A 17,689-nucleotide genomic window follows, 5' to 3' on the forward strand; every position below is an offset into this window, starting at 1 on the left:
GTTATCAAGCGAAAAGTTGACATAAGGCTGTCATAAAAAGGCGCTGTAATGGCTTTAACGCCATGTTATGGAGCATTTTATGTCGAACGCTGCCCGCCTGACGGCAAACGCATCGAACCTTGCGGATGAGCTTGCGTATTTGCAACAGCTTATTCGTTTTCCCTCGGTTACTCCCAATGAGGCCGGCGCCATTGCCTGGCTTGATCAGCAACTTACACTGCGGGGGTTTAGTTGTGAGCTCTTTGAGTGCCAAGGGGTAAGCAATCTGATAGCGAAATACGAGTTTGGCCCAGGGAATGTCTTTGCGTTTTGCGGCCATATAGATGTGGTACCGGCCGCCGCCGAGCGTTGGCGCTGCGATCCTTTCGCTGGCGATATTATTGATGGCGAAATTTATGGTCGCGGCGCCGCGGATATGAAGGGCGGGGTCGCGGCCATGCTGGCGGCCACAGATCGCTTATTGGCGGCTAAGCCGACTCAGGGGCAATTCTATTGGTTGATCACCTCGGATGAAGAGGGGGAAGCCGAGTTCGGCAGTGCCGACATTGCCAAGCATCTGCAAAACCAGGGCGTGCGTTTAGATGCCTGTCTTGTCGGCGAGCCCACCGCGGATCTACGCGCCGGTGATACCATAAAAAATGGCCGTCGCGGTGCCTTGTCGGCGCGCATTAGTGTTAAAGGCCGTGCCGGGCATGTGGCCTATCCTGAGCATACGGTCAATGCCGCGCATATCGGCGCGCAATTGGCGGTGGCGCTGCAACAAATTCACTGGCATAAGGATATTGAGGGCTCGAAAACCACTTTGCAGGTGACTGGACTGCATGTGCCTAACAGTTTGGATAACCTGGTGCCAGCCCAGTGCCAGCTGACCTTTAATGTGCGCTATAGCCATGGTTATCGCAGTAATGATGTGCAGGACATGGTTAATCAGGCCTTGGCGCCCTGGTTAAATGAGATTGAAGTCAGTTGGGAGCGCCCTTGTGAGCCTTATTACACCTCAGGTGGTGGTGATATAGATTTGATAGCGGTATTGGAAAGCGCTATTCATTTCTGCACTCACAGCTATCCCAAACTTAGCACCAGCGGCGGCACATCCGATGGTCGCTTCTTTGCCAACGAGCACACTCAAGTGGTGGAATGCGGTGTACCTAATCACACCATTCACCAAGATAATGAGCGGGTTGCGGTGGCGGATCTTAATGCCATTACCGATATTTATGCCCAGACGTTAAAGCAGGTGTTTGCCTGCTCTTAGTTGTGGGCACTGAAATTAAGAGATGAAAAAGCCGGTGTGAAAACCGGCTTTTTTGTGGTTGGGGGAATCTGTTAACTAGTTTTCTTTTGTACGGGCGATCAGGGCATCATTGGTGAGATAGCGCTGCGCCTTTTTCTCTTTCAGCTTGGCCATATCGACCAATACCAGACCATCGATACAGTTATTAAAGTCAGGGTCGACACTAAAGCTTAAAAATGAGACCCCGTCTTCCTGGCAAAGTTCAGTGTATTGCTTAAACAGGGTTGGCACCTGGGCGCCCATATTGGCCAAAATATGCTTTAACTCGGTAAAGTCAGCTTTAACATCATTTCCGCAGAACAGGCTTTGCGCATAGGTCTGGGCGTCGTCACTGTGTTTAAACTCATGTTTAGGAATAGCCAGTTGCTGCGCTTGCCCATAATAATATTGGTAGTGGTAAACCAACAGTTCCTTGGCATTTTCTGGCAGTGCATTAGAGAGGCTGACGGCGCCGAATAAATAGCGATACTTGGGGTAGCGACTAACAAAGGCGCCAATGCCAAACCATAAATAATCCAGGCTCTTACGGCCCCAGTACTTTGGCTGCACAAAGCTGCGTCCCAGCTCTATGCCTTGCTCGAAATATTCGTCCATGCCCGGCTCGTAGTCGAACAGGCTGTCCGTGTACAGGCCCTGACGACCTTGTTTATTGATTATTTCGTCGGCACAGGCCAGTCGGTAAGCACCTACTAACTCCAGCTGTTTTGGATCCCACAGCAAGAGGTGATGATAGTCCATATCATATTTATCTATATCGCGACGTTTGCCACTGCCTTCACCCACGGCGCGAAAGGCGATTTCCCGCAGACGGCCAAGTTCACGAAACAGCGCCGAGCTGCCCTGATACTGATACAGGTAAATATGCATGCCGTCTTGAGTTTCTCCCAAGCGCTCGCAGTCATTAAGGGCCGATACCAGGGCCTTGCGGCATTCAGCATGGGCAATGGGCGTCTGGGTTTTCAGCAGCTCAGGCTTTTTCGTGCCGAGACGATACAGTTGCTTACGAATAAGGCGGCTGATCTCTTTGTCGTTGAGGTTATCAAGCAGATATGACTTGGGCACTATGGCGGCGCCAATTTCAAATTCCAGCGACTTTTGCCTTTGCTTGAACATTTCCTTGACCAACAAGAGGCTAGCCAGTGGCTTGTAGATCATCGAGGTGCCGTAAAACAGTGGGCTGTTCTTGGCCTTAACTAAAATTGGCAAAATAGGGGCGCTGGCTTTTTTAGCAATGCGCAAAAAGCCGTGGTTCCAGGTGCAGTCCTTGACGCCGGTTGGACGCAAACGCGATACCTCACCAGCGGGGAAAATCAACAGGGCTCCTTCATCCTTAAGGTGTTGATGAATAGCGCCCAGCTCTTTTTTACGGCTGTTGCCGGACATATTGTCCACCGGCAATAACAAGGAGTGCATGGGGGTGACACTCATCAATAAGCGGTTGGCAACCACCTTGATATCCGGGCGTACACGGGCCAAAACACTTATTAGCGCTAGGGCATCGAGTGAACCAATAGGGTGGTTAGCCACTATTACCAAGCGGCCTTCGCTGGGAATATTGTCCAGCTGCGCGGAGTTAAATCGGGCGCTGAAATCCAGCTCCTCGAGAACCTGTTCGATAAATTCCAGGCCCTGTAAATGGGGGTAATTATCACCAAAAGCAACAAACTCTTGCTCATGTAACAAATAACCCAGGCCTTTTTTAACCAGTCCTTTCACCTTGGGGGAGTTTGCTAAACTCGGCAGGTTATCTTCTACGACCTTATCAATGCTGATCATATTTTGCCCTTTGGCAACGAAATAATAGCTAGATTAAAAATTGACCATGACACTAAGGTGTAAAATTAGTGACAGTTTTAAGACTAGGAGAGGGTTAAAGCGAGCATTGCAAAATAGCCTAGTGACGCTGCGCTAAGGCTATGTGATACTGCTATTTTTTATTGTTCGGGAGCAGTCGATGAGCTTATTGCTAGCCATTCCTAATCGTAATATCGAGCGTTTAGAAGCCCAGCTTCAGGCGCAATTAGGGGTCGATAAGGTACAGGTATGGCCGAATATAGTCGATGTTGAGGGCGTAGACATGGTGCTCGGCTGGCAGGTGCCTGAAGAATTATGGTCGCAGTTGCCCAATGTGCGCGCGGTAATGTCTTTTGGTGCTGGTGTTGATGGATTGAACTTGGCGGCTATTCCTGCACACCTGCCGGTCGGTCGCATTGTCGACCCTGAGCTGGCTGCGGATATGGCGGAATATGTATTAACTCAGGTGTTACTGCACAAAACCAATATGCCCCGTTATATGAGCCAACAAATGCAGCAAGTTTGGCGGCCCAAGCGAGTACGCTCTCATAACAGAGTGGGTTTGCTGGGTTTTGGTCAACTTGGGCAAGCCATAGCTGGGCGTTTAAACGCTAATGGTTTTAAGGTGATGGCTTATTCTAATGGCGCTAAAACCGATACTAATGAGGTGCAGCATTTTCATGGTGAGCAGGGTTTGGATGCCATGTTGGCACAAAGCGATTATCTGGTGTGTATTTTGCCTTTGACCGAGCAAACAAGGGGAATAATTAATGCCGATTTGCTGGCTAAACTGCCCGAGCATGCGGTAGTGATAAATGTTGGCCGTGGTGCCCATGTGGTGGAAGAGGATTTGCAGGCGGCGCTGCAAGCACAGCTTATCGGTGGCGCTTCTCTCGATGTCTTTAATCAGGAGCCTTTGCCCGCAGAGCAGATGTTTTGGCAAACACCAAACCTGATCGTCACCCCCCATTGCAGTGCCCTAAGCAGGATAGAGACTGTGGTTGAGCAGGTGGTGGCTAATTATCAGCGCTTACAACAGGGCGAAGCTTTGCTCCATTGCATAGACAGGCAACGGCAATACTAGGTGATACCAATTCACTTAAATAGCTAATCATTCTAGCGGGCTAAATATCGTGCTAACTGTGTTGGAATTTTTCGATGTACGCCTACACGGATGTAGGCGGTAGAGCGGCGCAGGAGCCAAAGCCGAGAATAACTACATAAGAAAAATTCCGCCTTGTTATCACATCATTTATCCAGCGCTATATCTGCTCACATACTTAACAGAATTGGTATGACTACTGGTTAAGTAAACAGCTTGTTAATCTTTTGCCGCTTGCTTATAGTGTTTGCCGTTACATACTAGATGTAAACAATAATAAAAATAATCTTAGCCGCTAAAAGGCTAAGCCAAGTGGGAAGCGTTATGAAACACAATCAAGGTGGAGCTAAGTTTAGCTATATATTGATTTGGGTTGCTTTTCTCGGATTAGCAGCCTGGTTCAACCAAGCTAACGCCATGCCTTTATAAGGTCTAGGGCTAGAATACGACCATTCCAATGCATAAAAATGCCGAGCCGAAGCCGAGCTCGGCTTTTTTTTGCCTGAAACTTGAGTCTTAGCGCTTGGCGTGCAGCTCTCGGTTTTCCAGTTTTTTCTGCGCACTTTTTTTCAATAAAGCATAGGTGGAGCCAAGGCCGCCGTGGCATTTTAGGGCGCTATGGAAAGCCAAAACACAATCTAGTTGCTGCAGCCAATGGTTCACATAGCTTTTTAGCAGGCCTTTATGGGGCTGGCTTTTTTCACCAATACCGTGCCTTATCAGTAATACGCGAATATTACGCTCATGGCAGTCGGTAATGGTTTCATACATGGTCTTGCGCGCTTGAACCAGGGTTTGACCGTGCAAATCCAAGGTGGCATCCACATCATATTTACCAAGGCGCAGATTTTTATACACGCCTTCTTGCACACCGGATTTTTTAAAGGTTAGAAAATCATGGGGATCGAGCAGTTCAACATGTTCGCTTGCGAGCAGATTGTCATCGAACTGGATAGCCTGCTCCGCTGCCCGGCGTTTTTCTTGCTGTGCAAGCGTGGGTTGAGATGAGCGTTGAAAGTAACTGACGGTATCTGGCTTCGCCATGGGGGTAACATCACCCATAAACTCAGCAAATAGGTCGCTGTCGCGTGCTGGAGAAGAAGAATTCATAATCGCCTCGGCCAAATAAATTACAGCTAGGCTGATGTTAGCCTATTTTATTTGACTTGTACCACAGCATTTTTGTGCCGTGGTACTAAGTGCGTTATTTTTGCGCTGTGTTGTATGGTTTTACACTAGAGTGCGGCCAACGCGGCTGGTGTATACCTTAAATAAATAGAAGGTATTAATTAACACTAGGGTAATGTTAGTCAAACCATTAGGTGTAACTAACTGCTGAGCATGGACAAAAAATAACAAACCAATGGCGATACTTGCGGCAATACGCAGCAGGGTGCCATGACTAATAAAGAAAGCGCCAATAGCCAGTGCTCCAAGTATGATTTGAATTCCAAGGTTGACGTCCAAGTTGCTCGACTCCAAAGTGTAAATAGGACTAAAAAAGAAGCGCTATTATGCGAGCCAATATGGGTGCAAACAAACTAAAAAAAATATCATTTTCGGATAAGTTTTATTAATCTGAAATTTAATGCGCTAAGAGTGAGAATACATCCATATTGAGTTGGTTAGGCAGGGCCATCAGGCATTGGCTGGACAATAAAGGAAATCAGGTAAAATCATGGGAATTGCGAGGTTTCAGGGGTAAATGACTGCAAATCAGTGGTTAAGGAAGCATTCATTAGTGTTTTTAGCATCTGAAAAAATAGATAATAATGCATGGCTTATTTGAACTAATGCAATCGGGCATTTTCCTTGTAACCGTATAGGGAAGGTTATTAAGGTCGAGTAGATGGAATAAACATAAGTTTGCTTAATGCTTAATAAGGCAGTTAAGCGCCCCGTCATTTCTACCTTGTTAGTTTGGTTACCAAGGCGCTGGCAGATGCTTGGCCTAAGCGTCGCATCGCTCTATAATAAGGGCTGTTTTTAGTGTAGCTTGGTTATCTAAGTTAATTCTTAGAATTGCCCCATTCAGTAGGATAAGTTAGGAAGTTTCAATGGACGATATAGCAATATTAATAGTGGATGATGTTGGCACGGTACGGAGTTTTTTAAACCAGACCTTGATGCATTTAGGGATAGACGATGTCGACGAGGCGGCGAACGCGGCGCAATGTATGTCGGCCTGCGCGCAAAAGCGCTACCAGATTGTATTTTTAGATATCGAACTGCCTGATGGCGATGGTAAGGCGATGATAGCCGACATTAACGCTATTTTGCCCGAAGCCAAGGTAGTGATGGTCAGCGCGCATTCCACTATAGATAATGTTAAGGATGCCATAGACAAGGGCGCTAAAGGCTTTGTGGTGAAGCCCTTTTCACCGAAGAAGATTGCGGCCATGCTGAAAAAGTTTTATCCCAGCATAGAGTTTGCCTAAGAGGTAACTCAAGAGGTGAGGAGCAGGTAGGTATAGGGTGTGGCGCCTGCTCAATCATGTGTTTATCCGAACGTGATTGATTTACAGACATAAAAAAACCGGCCTAGGCCGGTTTTTTGCTTAGATTAAGAGCTAAATTATAGCGCTTTGATCTTAGCTGCAAGACGGCTCTTATGGCGAGCTGCCTTGTTTTTGTGGATTAGACCCTTAGTTGCGTAACGATCTAAAATAGGTGTAGCTACTGCGAAAGCCGCTTGTGCAGCTTCTTTGTCACCAGCTTGGATGGCAGCAATTACTTTTTTAGTGTATGTACGCATCATTGAACGACGGCTTGCGTTGTGCTGACGGCGTTTTTCGCTGGTTACAGCGCGTTTCTTCGAAGACTTGATGTTAGCCAAGGTTTGCTCCTAACAATCTTAAATAAAGCTTATATTTAAAGGCCGTGGACTATGCCCGTATTTTTTCAATTTGTCAATCAAATTTACTCACGTGGCACAGCCAACTGCAGGAGTAACGAATCGCCAATGTCTACCGGGAGACACATATATAAGGTGCTTATAGCGGGTTAGCGCACCCTATACCCAATAAAGTTTGGTCTGTTATTGCAGTTAATGGCCTGTGACCGCGGCGGATTATAGCAAAGCAAATGAGCGGCGACCAGCGCTGTATTCGCTCGGCTTTTATTGGCATAATGCCGCAATTAATGTCGGCCCAAGAGAGGAAGTGTGGCTAACAGCTTGTTTCGTTCCGGTATGATTGTCAGTGCCATGACAATGATTTCGCGGGTATTAGGATTAGTACGCGATGCGGTGGTGGCCAATTTATTGGGTGCCAATGCCAGTGCCGACGTATTTTTATTCGCCAATCGCATTCCCAACTTTTTACGTCGTTTATTCGCCGAAGGTGCGTTTGCGCAGGCTTTTGTGCCAGTGCTGAGCGAGATAAAAGAACAACAAGGGGATGACGCGGTACGGCTTTTTGTGGCCCGCGCCGCCGGCACCCTGGGCACCATATTAATTATTGTTACCCTGCTTGGGGTGATAGGCTCGCCCATAATTGCCGCCTTGTTTGGCGCCGGTTGGTTTGTGGACTGGTATCAAGGTGGTGCCGATGGGGAAAAATTTCTGCTGGCCTCAAGCCTGTTGAAATGGACCTTTCCCTATTTATTCTTCGTCTCCTTGGTGGCCTTCAGTGGTGCCATTTTAAACGTCTACAACCGCTTTGCAGTGGCCGCCTTTACTCCCGTATTGCTTAATATTGCCATTATTGGCTGCGCCATTTTCTTGCATCAGCAATTTGACGTTGGAGCCTATGCGCTGGCCATAGGTGTATTTGTTGGCGGCGTGGTGCAACTGGCCTTTCAAATTCCCTTTTTATATCGCGCCAAGATGTTGGTTCGGCCGCGTTGGGGCTGGCATGACGAAGGGGTGAAAAAGGTAAGAACCCTGATGATCCCGGCGCTGTTCGGGGTGTCGGTATCGCAAATCAACCTCTTTTTAGATACGGTTATTGCGTCTTTCCTGGTGACCGGCTCCATTGCCTGGCTTTATTACGCCGACCGCTTAATTGAATTCCCACTCGGGCTTTTCGGCATAGGTATTGCCACGGTAATTTTGCCAACGCTGTCGAAATTACATGCCGGCGATAAAGGTTCGGACTTCCAGGTTACGCTGGACTGGGGCGTGCGCTTTGTAATTTTCCTTGGACTGCCGGCCATGGTTGGCTTGATGCTCATCAGCCCGCTGATCATTACCGTGCTGTTTGACCATGGCGCTTTTGCCAGTGCCGGTGAAGACCATGTAAGGGCTGTGGCCCTGGGGGTTGCCGCCTACGCGGTGGGTTTGGTGAGCTTTATGCTCATTAAGGTATTGGCGCCTGGCTTTTATGCCCGTCAGGATACCCGTACTCCGGTGCGCATTGGTATTATCGCCATGGCGCTGAACATGGTGTTTAACCTGATGTTGGCGCCCTTTATCGGCTATCTGGGATTGGCTCTGGCCACGGCGCTGTCGGCTACTTGTAATGCCTTTTTGCTGTATCGTCAGCTGGCCAAGGATGAGGTCTATCATTTTTCCCGCTTTAGCCTCGCCTTTAGCAGCAAATGCCTTATTGCCAGTGCGGTTATGGGCATCTTGGTTTACCTGGTGCAAGCCCAGTTTACGTGGCAAGATTGGCCCTTATTTGAGCAGATAATACTGTTAGCTGGCCTGATAGGGGCGGCGGCAAGCACTTACTTTGGCATGCTTTTTATTTTTGGTGTGCGCCCAAGTACGATAAAAAATGTGGCAACTACTGAATCACATTAAAAAAAAGATTATAATCGAGCACTTTCGTCAGCAGTAGTGCGCAAAGACAAGGCATTTTGAGCGATGGAGCTTATACGCGGAATCCACAATATACGCGACCAGCATCACGGCTGTGTACTCACCATAGGTAACTTTGATGGGGTGCACTTGGGTCATGTTGAGGTGATCAAGGGGTTACTGGAAGACGCCAAGGCGTTAAATCTACCCAGCACAGTGATGATTTTCGAGCCGCAGCCACAGGAGTTCTTTTGTAAAGATCAGGCTCCGGCACGGCTAACCCGACTGCGCGATAAGCTGGCCTTACTTGCCAAACTTGGGGTTGAGCGGGTGATCTGTGTCAGCTTTAACCGCAAATTTGCCAATTTCGCCGCTGCTGATTTTGTACAACAAGTGTTGATCGACAAGCTGGGTGTAAAAGCCTTGACCGTGGGCGATGATTTTCGCTTTGGTCGCGGCAGGGAAGGCGACTTTTCTTTGCTGCAAGCGCTGGGCAAGGGCGCTGGTATGGCGGTAAAAAGCACGGAAAGCTTTAAAAAAGCCAATGCCAGAGTGAGTAGCACTGCCATTCGTACCGCTTTGAAAGCGGGAGACTTGCAACTGGCGAAAACCATGCTGGGTCATGACTATGCCATCAGTGGCCGGGTGATCCATGGTTGGAAAAAAGGCCGCGAGCTGGGTTTCCCGACTGCTAATGTGGCCCTTAAACGCCAAGTATGCCCTCTTAATGGCGTTTTTGCGGTGCAGGCGGTGATAGCCGGACGCACCTACAATGGGGTAGCAAATGTAGGTAATAAACCTACATTTAATGGTACCCGGGCCTTGTTGGAAGTACACTTGTTCGACTTTGCCCAGTCGATTTATGGACAATTTATAGAAGTGAAGCTTAAGCATAAGCTTCGCGACGAACAAAAATTTAATGGCCTCGATGAATTGGTGCAGCAAATTAAGCACGATGCCATCGCGGCAAAGCAATTTTTTACTTTAGCGACCACCGCCCAGAGCGGCAGTCTGTAGCCGATACGGAAAGTAGGATTAATGAGCGACTATAAACATACCTTAAACTTACCGGAAACCGAGTTTCCAATGCGTGGCAACCTGGCCCAACGCGAACCGCAAATGTTAAAGCAATGGTACGAGCAAGACTTGTACGGACAAATTCGCGCCGCAAAAAAAGGTAAGAAGTCTTTCATCTTGCATGATGGACCTCCTTATGCCAATGGCAATATTCACCTAGGTCACTCAGTAAACAAAATCCTAAAAGACGTGATTATCAAATCGAAAACCCTGTCGGATTTCGATGCCCCGTATGTGCCGGGCTGGGACTGTCACGGTCTGCCAATTGAATTAATGGTAGAGAAAAAAGTAGGCAAGCCGGGTCACAAGGTAACAGCCGCAGAATTTAGACAAAAATGTCGTGACTACGCCGCCAAGCAGGTGGAAGGTCAAAAAGCCGACTTTAAACGCCTGGGCGTATTTGGTGAGTGGGACAACCCGTATCTGACCATGAACTTCGATTTTGAAGCCAATGCCATCCGTACTTTAGGTCGTATTATCGACAAGGGTCACCTGCATAAGGGTGCTAAGCCGGTTCACTGGTGTACGGATTGTGGTTCGGCTTTGGCCGAAGCTGAGGTTGAATACCAGGACAAACAGTCGCCAGCCATTGATGTGAAGTTTGTGTTCGCCGACGAGCAGGCCGTTGAAGCGGCATTTGCGTTGAGCGCAGAGCACAAGGGCACAGGCAGCATAGCCACCGCGATTTGGACCACAACGCCTTGGACCTTGCCAGCAAACCGTGCTGTAGCGGTACACGCTAATCTTGAATATGCCTTAGTTCAGGTAGAAGACGAAGGTCAACAACAGCGTTTAGTGCTTGGCTCTGAACTGGTTAAAGATTGTATGGACCGCTTTGGCTTTAAGCATTTCCACACGCTTGGTTATGCCAAAGGTTCTGCCCTTGAAAACCTGCAAGCTGCGCACCCATTCTTAGAATTCAATGTGCCGGTGATTCTGGGCGACCACGTTACTACGGACTCGGGTACAGGTATAGTTCATACCGCGCCGGGCCATGGTCAAGAAGACTATGCGGCAGGTCTTGCCTATGGTCTAGAAGTGGCCAACCCGGTTGGCGCTAACGGTGTGTATCTTGCGGATACGCCTATTTTCGCCGGTCAGCACGTATTTAAAGCCAACCCGAATGTGATTGAGCTGCTGCAAGAAAAAGGTGCCTTGTTGCATCACCATGCGCTGCAGCACAGCTACCCACATTGTTGGCGCCATAAAACGCCTATTATCTTCCGTGCTACGCCACAGTGGTTTATCGCCATGGATAAAGCGGGCTTGCGTCAGGATTCACTGGCTGAAATCAAGAAGACACAGTGGTTGCCAAGCTGGGGTGAAAGCCGCATCGAAAACATGGTTGAAGGTCGCCCGGACTGGTGTATCTCGCGTCAGCGTACCTGGGGTGTGCCCATTGCCCTGTTTGTTGATAAAGACACGGGTGATTTACACCCGAATACCAGCGAACTAATCGAAAAAGCGGCGCAACTGGTAGAGAAAGGCGGCATTCAGGCATGGTATGACCTGGAGCCACAAACCCTATTAGGTGCGGATGCCGAGCGTTACGTAAAAGTACAAGATACTCTGGACGTTTGGTTTGACTCGGGTGTAACACACGCCTGTGTACTCGATGCTCGCGAAGAGCTGAGCTCTCCGGCCGATCTATACTTGGAAGGCTCGGATCAGCACCGTGGTTGGTTTATGTCATCGCTAATGACCAGTGTTGCCATTCATGGCCGCGCGCCGTACCGTCAGGTTATGACTCATGGTTTCACTGTGGATGAAAACGGCCGTAAGATGTCTAAGTCTTTAGGTAACGTAATTTCACCGCAAGATGTGATGAATAAGATGGGCGCCGACATTCTGCGTCTATGGGTGGCGTCGACCGACTTTACCGCAGAGATGACGGTATCGGATGAAATTTTCAAACGCGCCGCGGATCGTTACCGTCGTATCCGTAACACCAGCCGTTACCTACTGGCTAACCTAAATGGCTTTAACCCAAGCACTGACTTGGTTGATGTGGCCGACATGGTTGAGCTTGACCGTTGGATAGTTTCTCGTGCGGCGCAGTTGCAAGAAGAAATTGTCAGCGCCTATGACGAGTATCAGCTGCTTGTGGTTACACAGAAGCTAATGAACTTCTGTACCGGCGAGCTGGGCTCTTTCTACCTGGACGTGATTAAAGACCGTCAGTACACGGCTAAGGCTGACTCACACGCTCGTCGTTCATGTCAGAGCGCTCTGTACCATATTGCTGAGGCGATGACACGTTGGATGGCGCCAATTCTGAGCTTTACCGCTCAAGAAATCTGGCAGGTGCTGCCGGGTGAGCGCAGCGAGTTTGTATTTACAGATACCTGGTATGAAGGTTTAACCTCGGTTGAAGGTAAGTTCTCTGATGAACAATGGCAAACCGTGTTGAACGTCCGTGATGCGGTAAACCGCGTGTTGGAAAGCGCACGTAAGGAAGACGTTATCGGTGCTACCTTGCAAGCAGAGGTGACTCTGTACGCCAATGACGAGCTTAAAGCGACACTGGATGCCTTGTCTGACGAGCTACGTTTTGTGCTGCTGACCTCAAAAGTATCTGTGCTTGCCCATGGCGATAAGCCAGCCGAGGTTGAAGAGTCTGAATTGACTGGTTTGGCCGTATTCGTGGCTGCTACTAATGCACAAAAATGTGAGCGTTGTTGGCACTATTGTGATGACGTAGGCAGTGTTGAAGCGCACGCGGAGCTATGTGGTCGCTGTGTTACCAACGTTGATGGCGATGGCGAAACACGTCAATTTGCATAATCTCAGCTGTAGGAGTGACTGTGTCAGCTAAGCGTAGTGGATTAATTTGGTTGGTACTTACTGCGGTGCTTTTGGTGGTCGATTGGGCCACCAAAACCCTGGTAGTGAATACCATGACCTTAGGGCAGAGCATAGATATTTTGCCCGTTTTCAATATTACCTATGTACATAACCCAGGTGCTGCATTTAGCTTTTTAAGCGATGCCGGTGGCTGGCAACGTTGGTTTCTAAGCGCCATTGCGGTGGCTATTTCGTTGTTACTCATCTGGTGGCTTAAACGCTCACCCGCATCGAATAAATTACTTGGTTGTGCCTATGCCCTAGTGTTGGCAGGCGCCCTGGGTAATCTTTATGATCGCGTAGTATATGGCTATGTGATTGATTTTATTCATGTGTATTATCAGAACTGGCATTATCCCAAGTTTAATATTGCCGATTGCGCCATCTGTATTGGTGCCGCGCTATTGTTAATTGATGCCTTTAAATCAAGCAGTAAAAAGGAGTCGGTCAATGAGTGAAGCCATTATTGGTGCTAATTCTGAAGTAGTGTTTCATTTTTCGATCAAGTTGTCGGATGGCTCTGCTGCCGATTCTACTAAGGTTCACAACAAGCCTGCTAAACTGGTAATGGGTGATGGCAGCCTGACGGAAAACTTTGAGAAGTGTTTGCTGGGCCTGCGCGCCGGTGAGGAAAAAAGCTTTGAGCTTGAGCCTGAGGATGCCTTTGGCCAACCTAATCCGGATAATATTTATCATGTGGATCGCAGCAAGTTCAGCGCTGAGGCGCCAGCTCAGGTGGGCGCAATTATTGCCTTTACTCAGCCTGATGGCACCGAGCTGCCGGGGGTAGTGCGTGAAGTGCAGGGCGAGTCGGTGACCATTGATTTCAACCATCCTTTAGCCGGTCAAAAGCTGACGTTTGAGGTGGAGATCTTAGAGGTAATTAACTGATGAAAATCATGTTAGCTAATCCGCGCGGATTTTGTGCCGGAGTCGATAGGGCGATCAGCATAGTCGAACGTGCCTTGGATATTTTCGAGGCACCCATCTATGTGCGTCATGAAGTGGTACACAATAAATACGTGGTCAATGGCCTAAAAGACCGAGGTGCCGTATTCGTTGAAGAGCTGGATCAGGTACCCGATGACAGTATCGTGATTTTCAGTGCTCATGGAGTATCGCAAGCGGTGCGCCAGGAAGCCAAACGTCGTGAGCTGAAAGTATTCGATGCCACCTGTCCTTTGGTTACTAAGGTACATATGGAAGTAACTCGGGCTTCACGCCGTGGCACCGAATGTATTTTGATTGGTCACCATGGGCATCCAGAAGTAGAAGGCACCATGGGTCAATACGACAACCCAGAGGGTGGCATCTACCTGGTGGAAACCCCAGAGGACGTGGTCAAGCTTGAGGTTAAAGACCCCAGCAAGCTGTTTTACTGCAGCCAAACCACCTTGTCGGTGGATGATACCGCCGATGTGATAGACGCATTGCGTGAGCGCTTCTCGGATATCGATGGCCCGCGTAAGGACGATATCTGCTACGCCACACAAAACCGTCAGGATGCGGTACGTGATTTGGCAGATAAGGTTGATGTGCTTTTAGTTGTCGGTGCTAAGAATAGCTCCAACTCTAACCGCTTGCGTGAGCTGGCCAGCAAAATGGGCACCACAGCTTATTTGATTGATGATGCCAGCTCTATTGATGCCAACTGGTTACAAAATGTTGATAGCGTGGGCGTAACAGCTGGCGCCTCGGCGCCAGAAGTGTTGGTAAAAGAAGTGGTCAATCACCTTAAATCACTCGGTGGTGAGCAAGTGGTAGAAAACCCGGGGCGTGAAGAAGATATCGTCTTTGCGGTTCCAGCAGAGCTGAGATAATAAAAAGCGAGACGAGTATGGCGAGTACGGCAAGGAGTGAACGAGATAGCTACAGCTTGCTTAACACGCTTTGTCAAACTCGCGGTGTACTCAGTGCCTTGGTGGTCGGGGAAGCCCTTGCCCTGATCATCAGCTTCAATGCTGACTCTGCAGAAGACTTTTGGCTACTGCTGGGGCAGAGCAGTTTGCTGATCCAGTTTATTGTCTCATTGAGTTTCGCTCTACTTTACATTGTAAATAAAACCAAACCCAAATTAGCTGATAGCCTGCAAGCTTTGGCGGTGATCAGTACCCTTGTACTGGTTACCTTGCTGACCACCTTATATATTAATTTCCTTACTTTGCTTACTGAGCAAAGCGGCCTGTGGTTTATTCTCAAAAGCTGTGCTATCAGCCTGCTGGTTGCTGTGCTCTTTGTGCAGTTTATGGCCATTTATAATGAGCATGCCAAGGCACATTCTGCTTACGCCAGTGCCCAACTGGATGCCTTGCAGGCGCGCATTCGCCCACACTTTCTTTTTAATACGCTTAATACCCTGGCGGAATTAGCGCACCATGATGCCGATGCCGCAGAAGAGTCGGCACTGGCGCTGGCGTCTTTGTCTCGGGCGGCGATGAATGCCGGTAAGCAAAGCACTCTCGCCGATGAGGTGACACTGGCGCAAAGATACCTTGCCTTGGAGCAGTGGCGCTTTGGCTCGCGTTTGAGTGTGAGTTGGCGTATTCCCGAGTTGCCGATGACAATAGTTATGCCTTGCCTTACCCTACAGCCTCTTTTGGAAAATGCAGTGCTACATGGTGTGGAAACCAGCGCCGAAGGCGCTAGTATTGAGGTTGAAGTGCATCTTAGTAAGCAAAGTGCGACCGTGATAGTGAGCAACAGCATCGCCGTAGGGAGCCAAAATAAACGCAGCCATAATGGCATTGCCATAGAAAATATTCGTAAACGCCTTGCCATTCTTTATCAGGGTAAGGCCAGTTTAACGCAGCATAAGTTTGCGCATAGTTATCGGGTTAAACTTGTGGTCCCAAGGTTGGAGTCTTACAGTGAAAGTTTTAGTCGTTGATGATGAACCCCTAGCGCAGGCTCGGGTGCTGCGGTTGTTGAAGCCGTATACACATATTGAAATTGCCGGTTGTGCAAGCAATGGCTTAGAGGCCATAGATCTTGCCAATAGCACGCAACCGGATGTGATCTTTATTGATGTGGAAATGCCAGGCTTGGATGGTTTATCGGCTGCTAAAGAGCTCAGTGAGCAAGCACTACCACCGGCAATCGTGTTTATTACCGCTCACCCACAGCATGCTCTTGATGCGTTTAAAGTGATGCCTGCTGCGTATTTATTAAAACCACTGGAAGCGAGTGAGCTTGATAAGGTTATAGTTAAACTAGGCCAGCCTAATCGTGCCCAAATAAAACATAAGCAGCAACAGCAACAACTGAGCTATAAGGTCGGCAAGCAACTTAAAACACTCAATCTTGATGATATTTTATACGTTGCCCGAGATGGTAAGTATACTCAAGCCGTATGTGCCAGCCAGCAAGTATTGTTAGACAAGAGCTTGAAGGAGCTAGAGCAGCAATTTCCAGATACCTTTTTGCGGATCCATCGTAACACCATCATTAACAATAGAAAGATCAGCTCACTTCGGCACAATGAGCGGCAATATGAAGTCTTACTTGAGGGCTATGAGCAGGCATTAGCGGTAAGTCGTCGCGAAGTTGCAAAAGTCCGAGAGTTAATATTTGGTGAATAATTTTCGTTAGTTGTTTTAATTTGAGTTTTCCTGCTTAATTTATATCCATAAAAATTCCGTATATACCCATTTTCTACCCATTTGTACCCATCTTTGTTTATTTTGTACCCAAAATAGTTATATTTGATTTTAAACTTGTTAAGGCGTGTTGATCTTTCGTGACTAGTTTTTGAACGGCATGGTAAAGGGTTATAATTTGCTTCGCCAAAAGTAAAAAAACAACTCAATACCATGCCGAGACTAATGCTAACTGATAAGCGGTGGCAAAAGCTACTTCAACTAATGAAGAGTACAGGCCGCATTTACAATAAACCAGAACACAGAATGACGTTTGAAGGGATACTCTTCCGGCTGAGAACAGGAATTCCGTGGCGTGATTTACCCACAGAATTTGGCAGTTGGAGCGCCGTTTATCGCCGCTTCAATTTGTGGTCGAAGAAAGGTTTATTGAATATGTGGTAGATTAAAAGAATAAATAACTAAATTTCTATTGATAAGTTTAGGCTCTATTTTAGGGATAATAAAAGCATCATTTTTAGTTAGCGGGGCAATCTTGCTCCTTGTTGATAACCTTCATCCTGTTGTTTGACTCTTCACCTCGCAGAGGCTCATTGCCAAATTTTTGTAATTGCACTGTTCGTGTGCGCAGTCGCTAGCGATTGCAACCATGATTAATACTTGTTGATTGCACGTATCTCATTAATTCATATATAAAAATAGAGGTAGCCTAAGGCGTGTTGATCTTTCGTGACTAGTTTTTGAGCGGCATGGTAAAGAGTTATAATTTGCTTCGCCAAAAGTAAAAAAACAACTCAATACCATGCCGAGACTAATGCTAACTGATAAGCGGTGGCAAAAGCTACTTCAACTAATGAAGAGCACAGGCCGCATTTACAATAAACCAGAACACAGAATGACGTTTGAAGGGATACTCTTCCGGCTGAGAACAGGAATTCCGTGGCGTGATTTACCCACAGAATTTGGCAGTTGGAGCGCCGTTTATCGCCGCTTCAATTTGTGGTCGAAAAAAGGTTTATTGAATATGTTATTCAATGAGTTAGCCAAACTATCTGATTACGACTGGGTCTTTGCAGATGGCTCGATTGTCAAAGCTCATCAGCATAGCACCGGAGCGGCTACTGCGGATAATGAGTGCATTGGAAAGAGCCGAGGTGGTAACTCCACAAAAATCCATTTAGCCGTGGATAGTGGTGGGCTACCCATTTATTTTGAACTATCAGAAGGCCAGAGACATGACA

The 17,689-nt window shown here is 47.9% G+C and carries 16 protein-coding genes and 1 pseudogene; 13 read left to right on the top strand and 4 right to left on the bottom strand.

The genetic code is table 11. From position 1 onward, the window contains the following. The first annotated feature begins 79 nt into the window (after positions 1–79). Positions 80–1,255, top strand: a complete 1,176-nt coding sequence (dapE, locus tag WCN91_RS12660) for a succinyl-diaminopimelate desuccinylase (RefSeq protein ID WP_342679598.1) — start codon at positions 80–82, stop codon at positions 1,253–1,255. Positions 1,256–1,330: 75 nt separating this feature from the next. On the opposite strand, the gene olsF is transcribed toward dapE, so the two are convergent. Further along, positions 1,331–3,070, bottom strand: coding sequence for a bifunctional ornithine lipid synthase OlsF (gene olsF / locus WCN91_RS12665; protein ID WP_342679600.1), 1,740 nt, complete (start codon positions 3,068–3,070; stop codon positions 1,331–1,333). 178 nt (positions 3,071–3,248) lie between these two features. Between olsF and WCN91_RS12670 the strand changes: the two genes are divergently transcribed. Continuing rightward, positions 3,249–4,172, top strand: a complete 924-nt coding sequence (locus tag WCN91_RS12670) for a 2-hydroxyacid dehydrogenase (RefSeq protein ID WP_342679602.1) — start codon at positions 3,249–3,251, stop codon at positions 4,170–4,172. 534 nt (positions 4,173–4,706) lie between these two features. On the opposite strand, the gene smrA is transcribed toward WCN91_RS12670, so the two are convergent. After that, positions 4,707–5,300 (bottom strand): DNA endonuclease SmrA, encoded by a 594-nt coding sequence (gene smrA, locus WCN91_RS12675; RefSeq protein ID WP_342679604.1) that lies wholly within the window; start codon positions 5,298–5,300, stop codon positions 4,707–4,709. Positions 5,301–5,420: 120 nt separating this feature from the next. After that, the gene (locus tag WCN91_RS12680) at positions 5,421–5,657 is read right to left on the bottom strand and encodes a hypothetical protein (protein ID WP_105200968.1); all 237 of its coding nucleotides are present in this window, start codon (positions 5,655–5,657) and stop codon (positions 5,421–5,423) included. A 590-nt stretch (positions 5,658–6,247) separates the two neighbouring features. Here WCN91_RS12680 and WCN91_RS12685 point away from each other — a divergent pair. After that, positions 6,248–6,628: a response regulator gene (locus WCN91_RS12685; protein ID WP_342679608.1), complete on the top strand. Its 381-nt coding sequence runs from the start codon at positions 6,248–6,250 to the stop codon at positions 6,626–6,628. Between the two features lie 137 nt (positions 6,629–6,765). On the opposite strand, the gene rpsT is transcribed toward WCN91_RS12685, so the two are convergent. Then, entirely contained in the window at positions 6,766–7,026 is a 261-nt protein-coding gene (gene rpsT, locus WCN91_RS12690; RefSeq protein ID WP_342679610.1) for a 30S ribosomal protein S20, read from the bottom strand. Between the two features lie 327 nt (positions 7,027–7,353). On the opposite strand from rpsT, the gene murJ reads away from it, so the two are divergent. The 10 genes and pseudogenes from murJ to WCN91_RS12740 form a co-directional block, all read left to right on the top strand. Continuing rightward, positions 7,354–8,934, top strand: coding sequence for a murein biosynthesis integral membrane protein MurJ (murJ, locus tag WCN91_RS12695; RefSeq protein WP_342679612.1), 1,581 nt, complete (start codon positions 7,354–7,356; stop codon positions 8,932–8,934). Between the two features lie 63 nt (positions 8,935–8,997). Further along, complete coding sequence (gene ribF, locus WCN91_RS12700; protein WP_342679614.1) at positions 8,998–9,948, top strand: bifunctional riboflavin kinase/FAD synthetase; 951 nt, start codon at positions 8,998–9,000, stop codon at positions 9,946–9,948. 21 nt (positions 9,949–9,969) lie between these two features. Next, entirely contained in the window at positions 9,970–12,792 is a 2,823-nt protein-coding gene (gene ileS / locus WCN91_RS12705; RefSeq protein ID WP_342679616.1) for an isoleucine--tRNA ligase, read from the top strand. 14 nt (positions 12,793–12,806) lie between these two features. Beyond that, positions 12,807–13,310 carry a signal peptidase II gene (gene lspA / locus WCN91_RS12710; RefSeq protein ID WP_342679618.1) on the top strand — a complete coding sequence of 168 codons (504 nt, stop codon included), beginning with the start codon at positions 12,807–12,809 and terminating at the stop codon, positions 13,308–13,310. After that, positions 13,303–13,743, top strand: coding sequence for an FKBP-type peptidyl-prolyl cis-trans isomerase (gene fkpB / locus WCN91_RS12715; RefSeq protein WP_342679620.1), 441 nt, complete (start codon positions 13,303–13,305; stop codon positions 13,741–13,743). Before lspA ends, fkpB begins: the two co-directional genes overlap by 8 nt. Then, positions 13,743–14,672 (top strand): 4-hydroxy-3-methylbut-2-enyl diphosphate reductase, encoded by a 930-nt coding sequence (gene ispH, locus WCN91_RS12720; protein WP_342679622.1) that lies wholly within the window; start codon positions 13,743–13,745, stop codon positions 14,670–14,672. Before fkpB ends, ispH begins: the two co-directional genes overlap by 1 nt. A 17-nt stretch (positions 14,673–14,689) precedes the next feature. Then, positions 14,690–15,739 (top strand): sensor histidine kinase, encoded by a 1,050-nt coding sequence (locus tag WCN91_RS12725; RefSeq protein ID WP_342679624.1) that lies wholly within the window; start codon positions 14,690–14,692, stop codon positions 15,737–15,739. Next, positions 15,720–16,430 carry a LytR/AlgR family response regulator transcription factor gene (locus WCN91_RS12730; RefSeq protein WP_342679626.1) on the top strand — a complete coding sequence of 237 codons (711 nt, stop codon included), beginning with the start codon at positions 15,720–15,722 and terminating at the stop codon, positions 16,428–16,430. Before WCN91_RS12725 ends, WCN91_RS12730 begins: the two co-directional genes overlap by 20 nt. A 231-nt stretch (positions 16,431–16,661) precedes the next feature. After that, a pseudogene (locus WCN91_RS12735) lies at positions 16,662–16,880 on the top strand (transposase); the annotation flags it as partial. A 370-nt stretch (positions 16,881–17,250) separates the two neighbouring features. Then, on the top strand, positions 17,251–17,689 hold a 439-nt coding region (locus tag WCN91_RS12740; RefSeq protein ID WP_342679628.1), incomplete at its 3' end, for an IS5 family transposase.

It is taken from the genome of Pseudoalteromonas qingdaonensis (genome assembly GCF_038739665.1).
Classification (GTDB): Bacteria; Pseudomonadota; Gammaproteobacteria; order Enterobacterales; family Alteromonadaceae; genus Pseudoalteromonas; species Pseudoalteromonas qingdaonensis.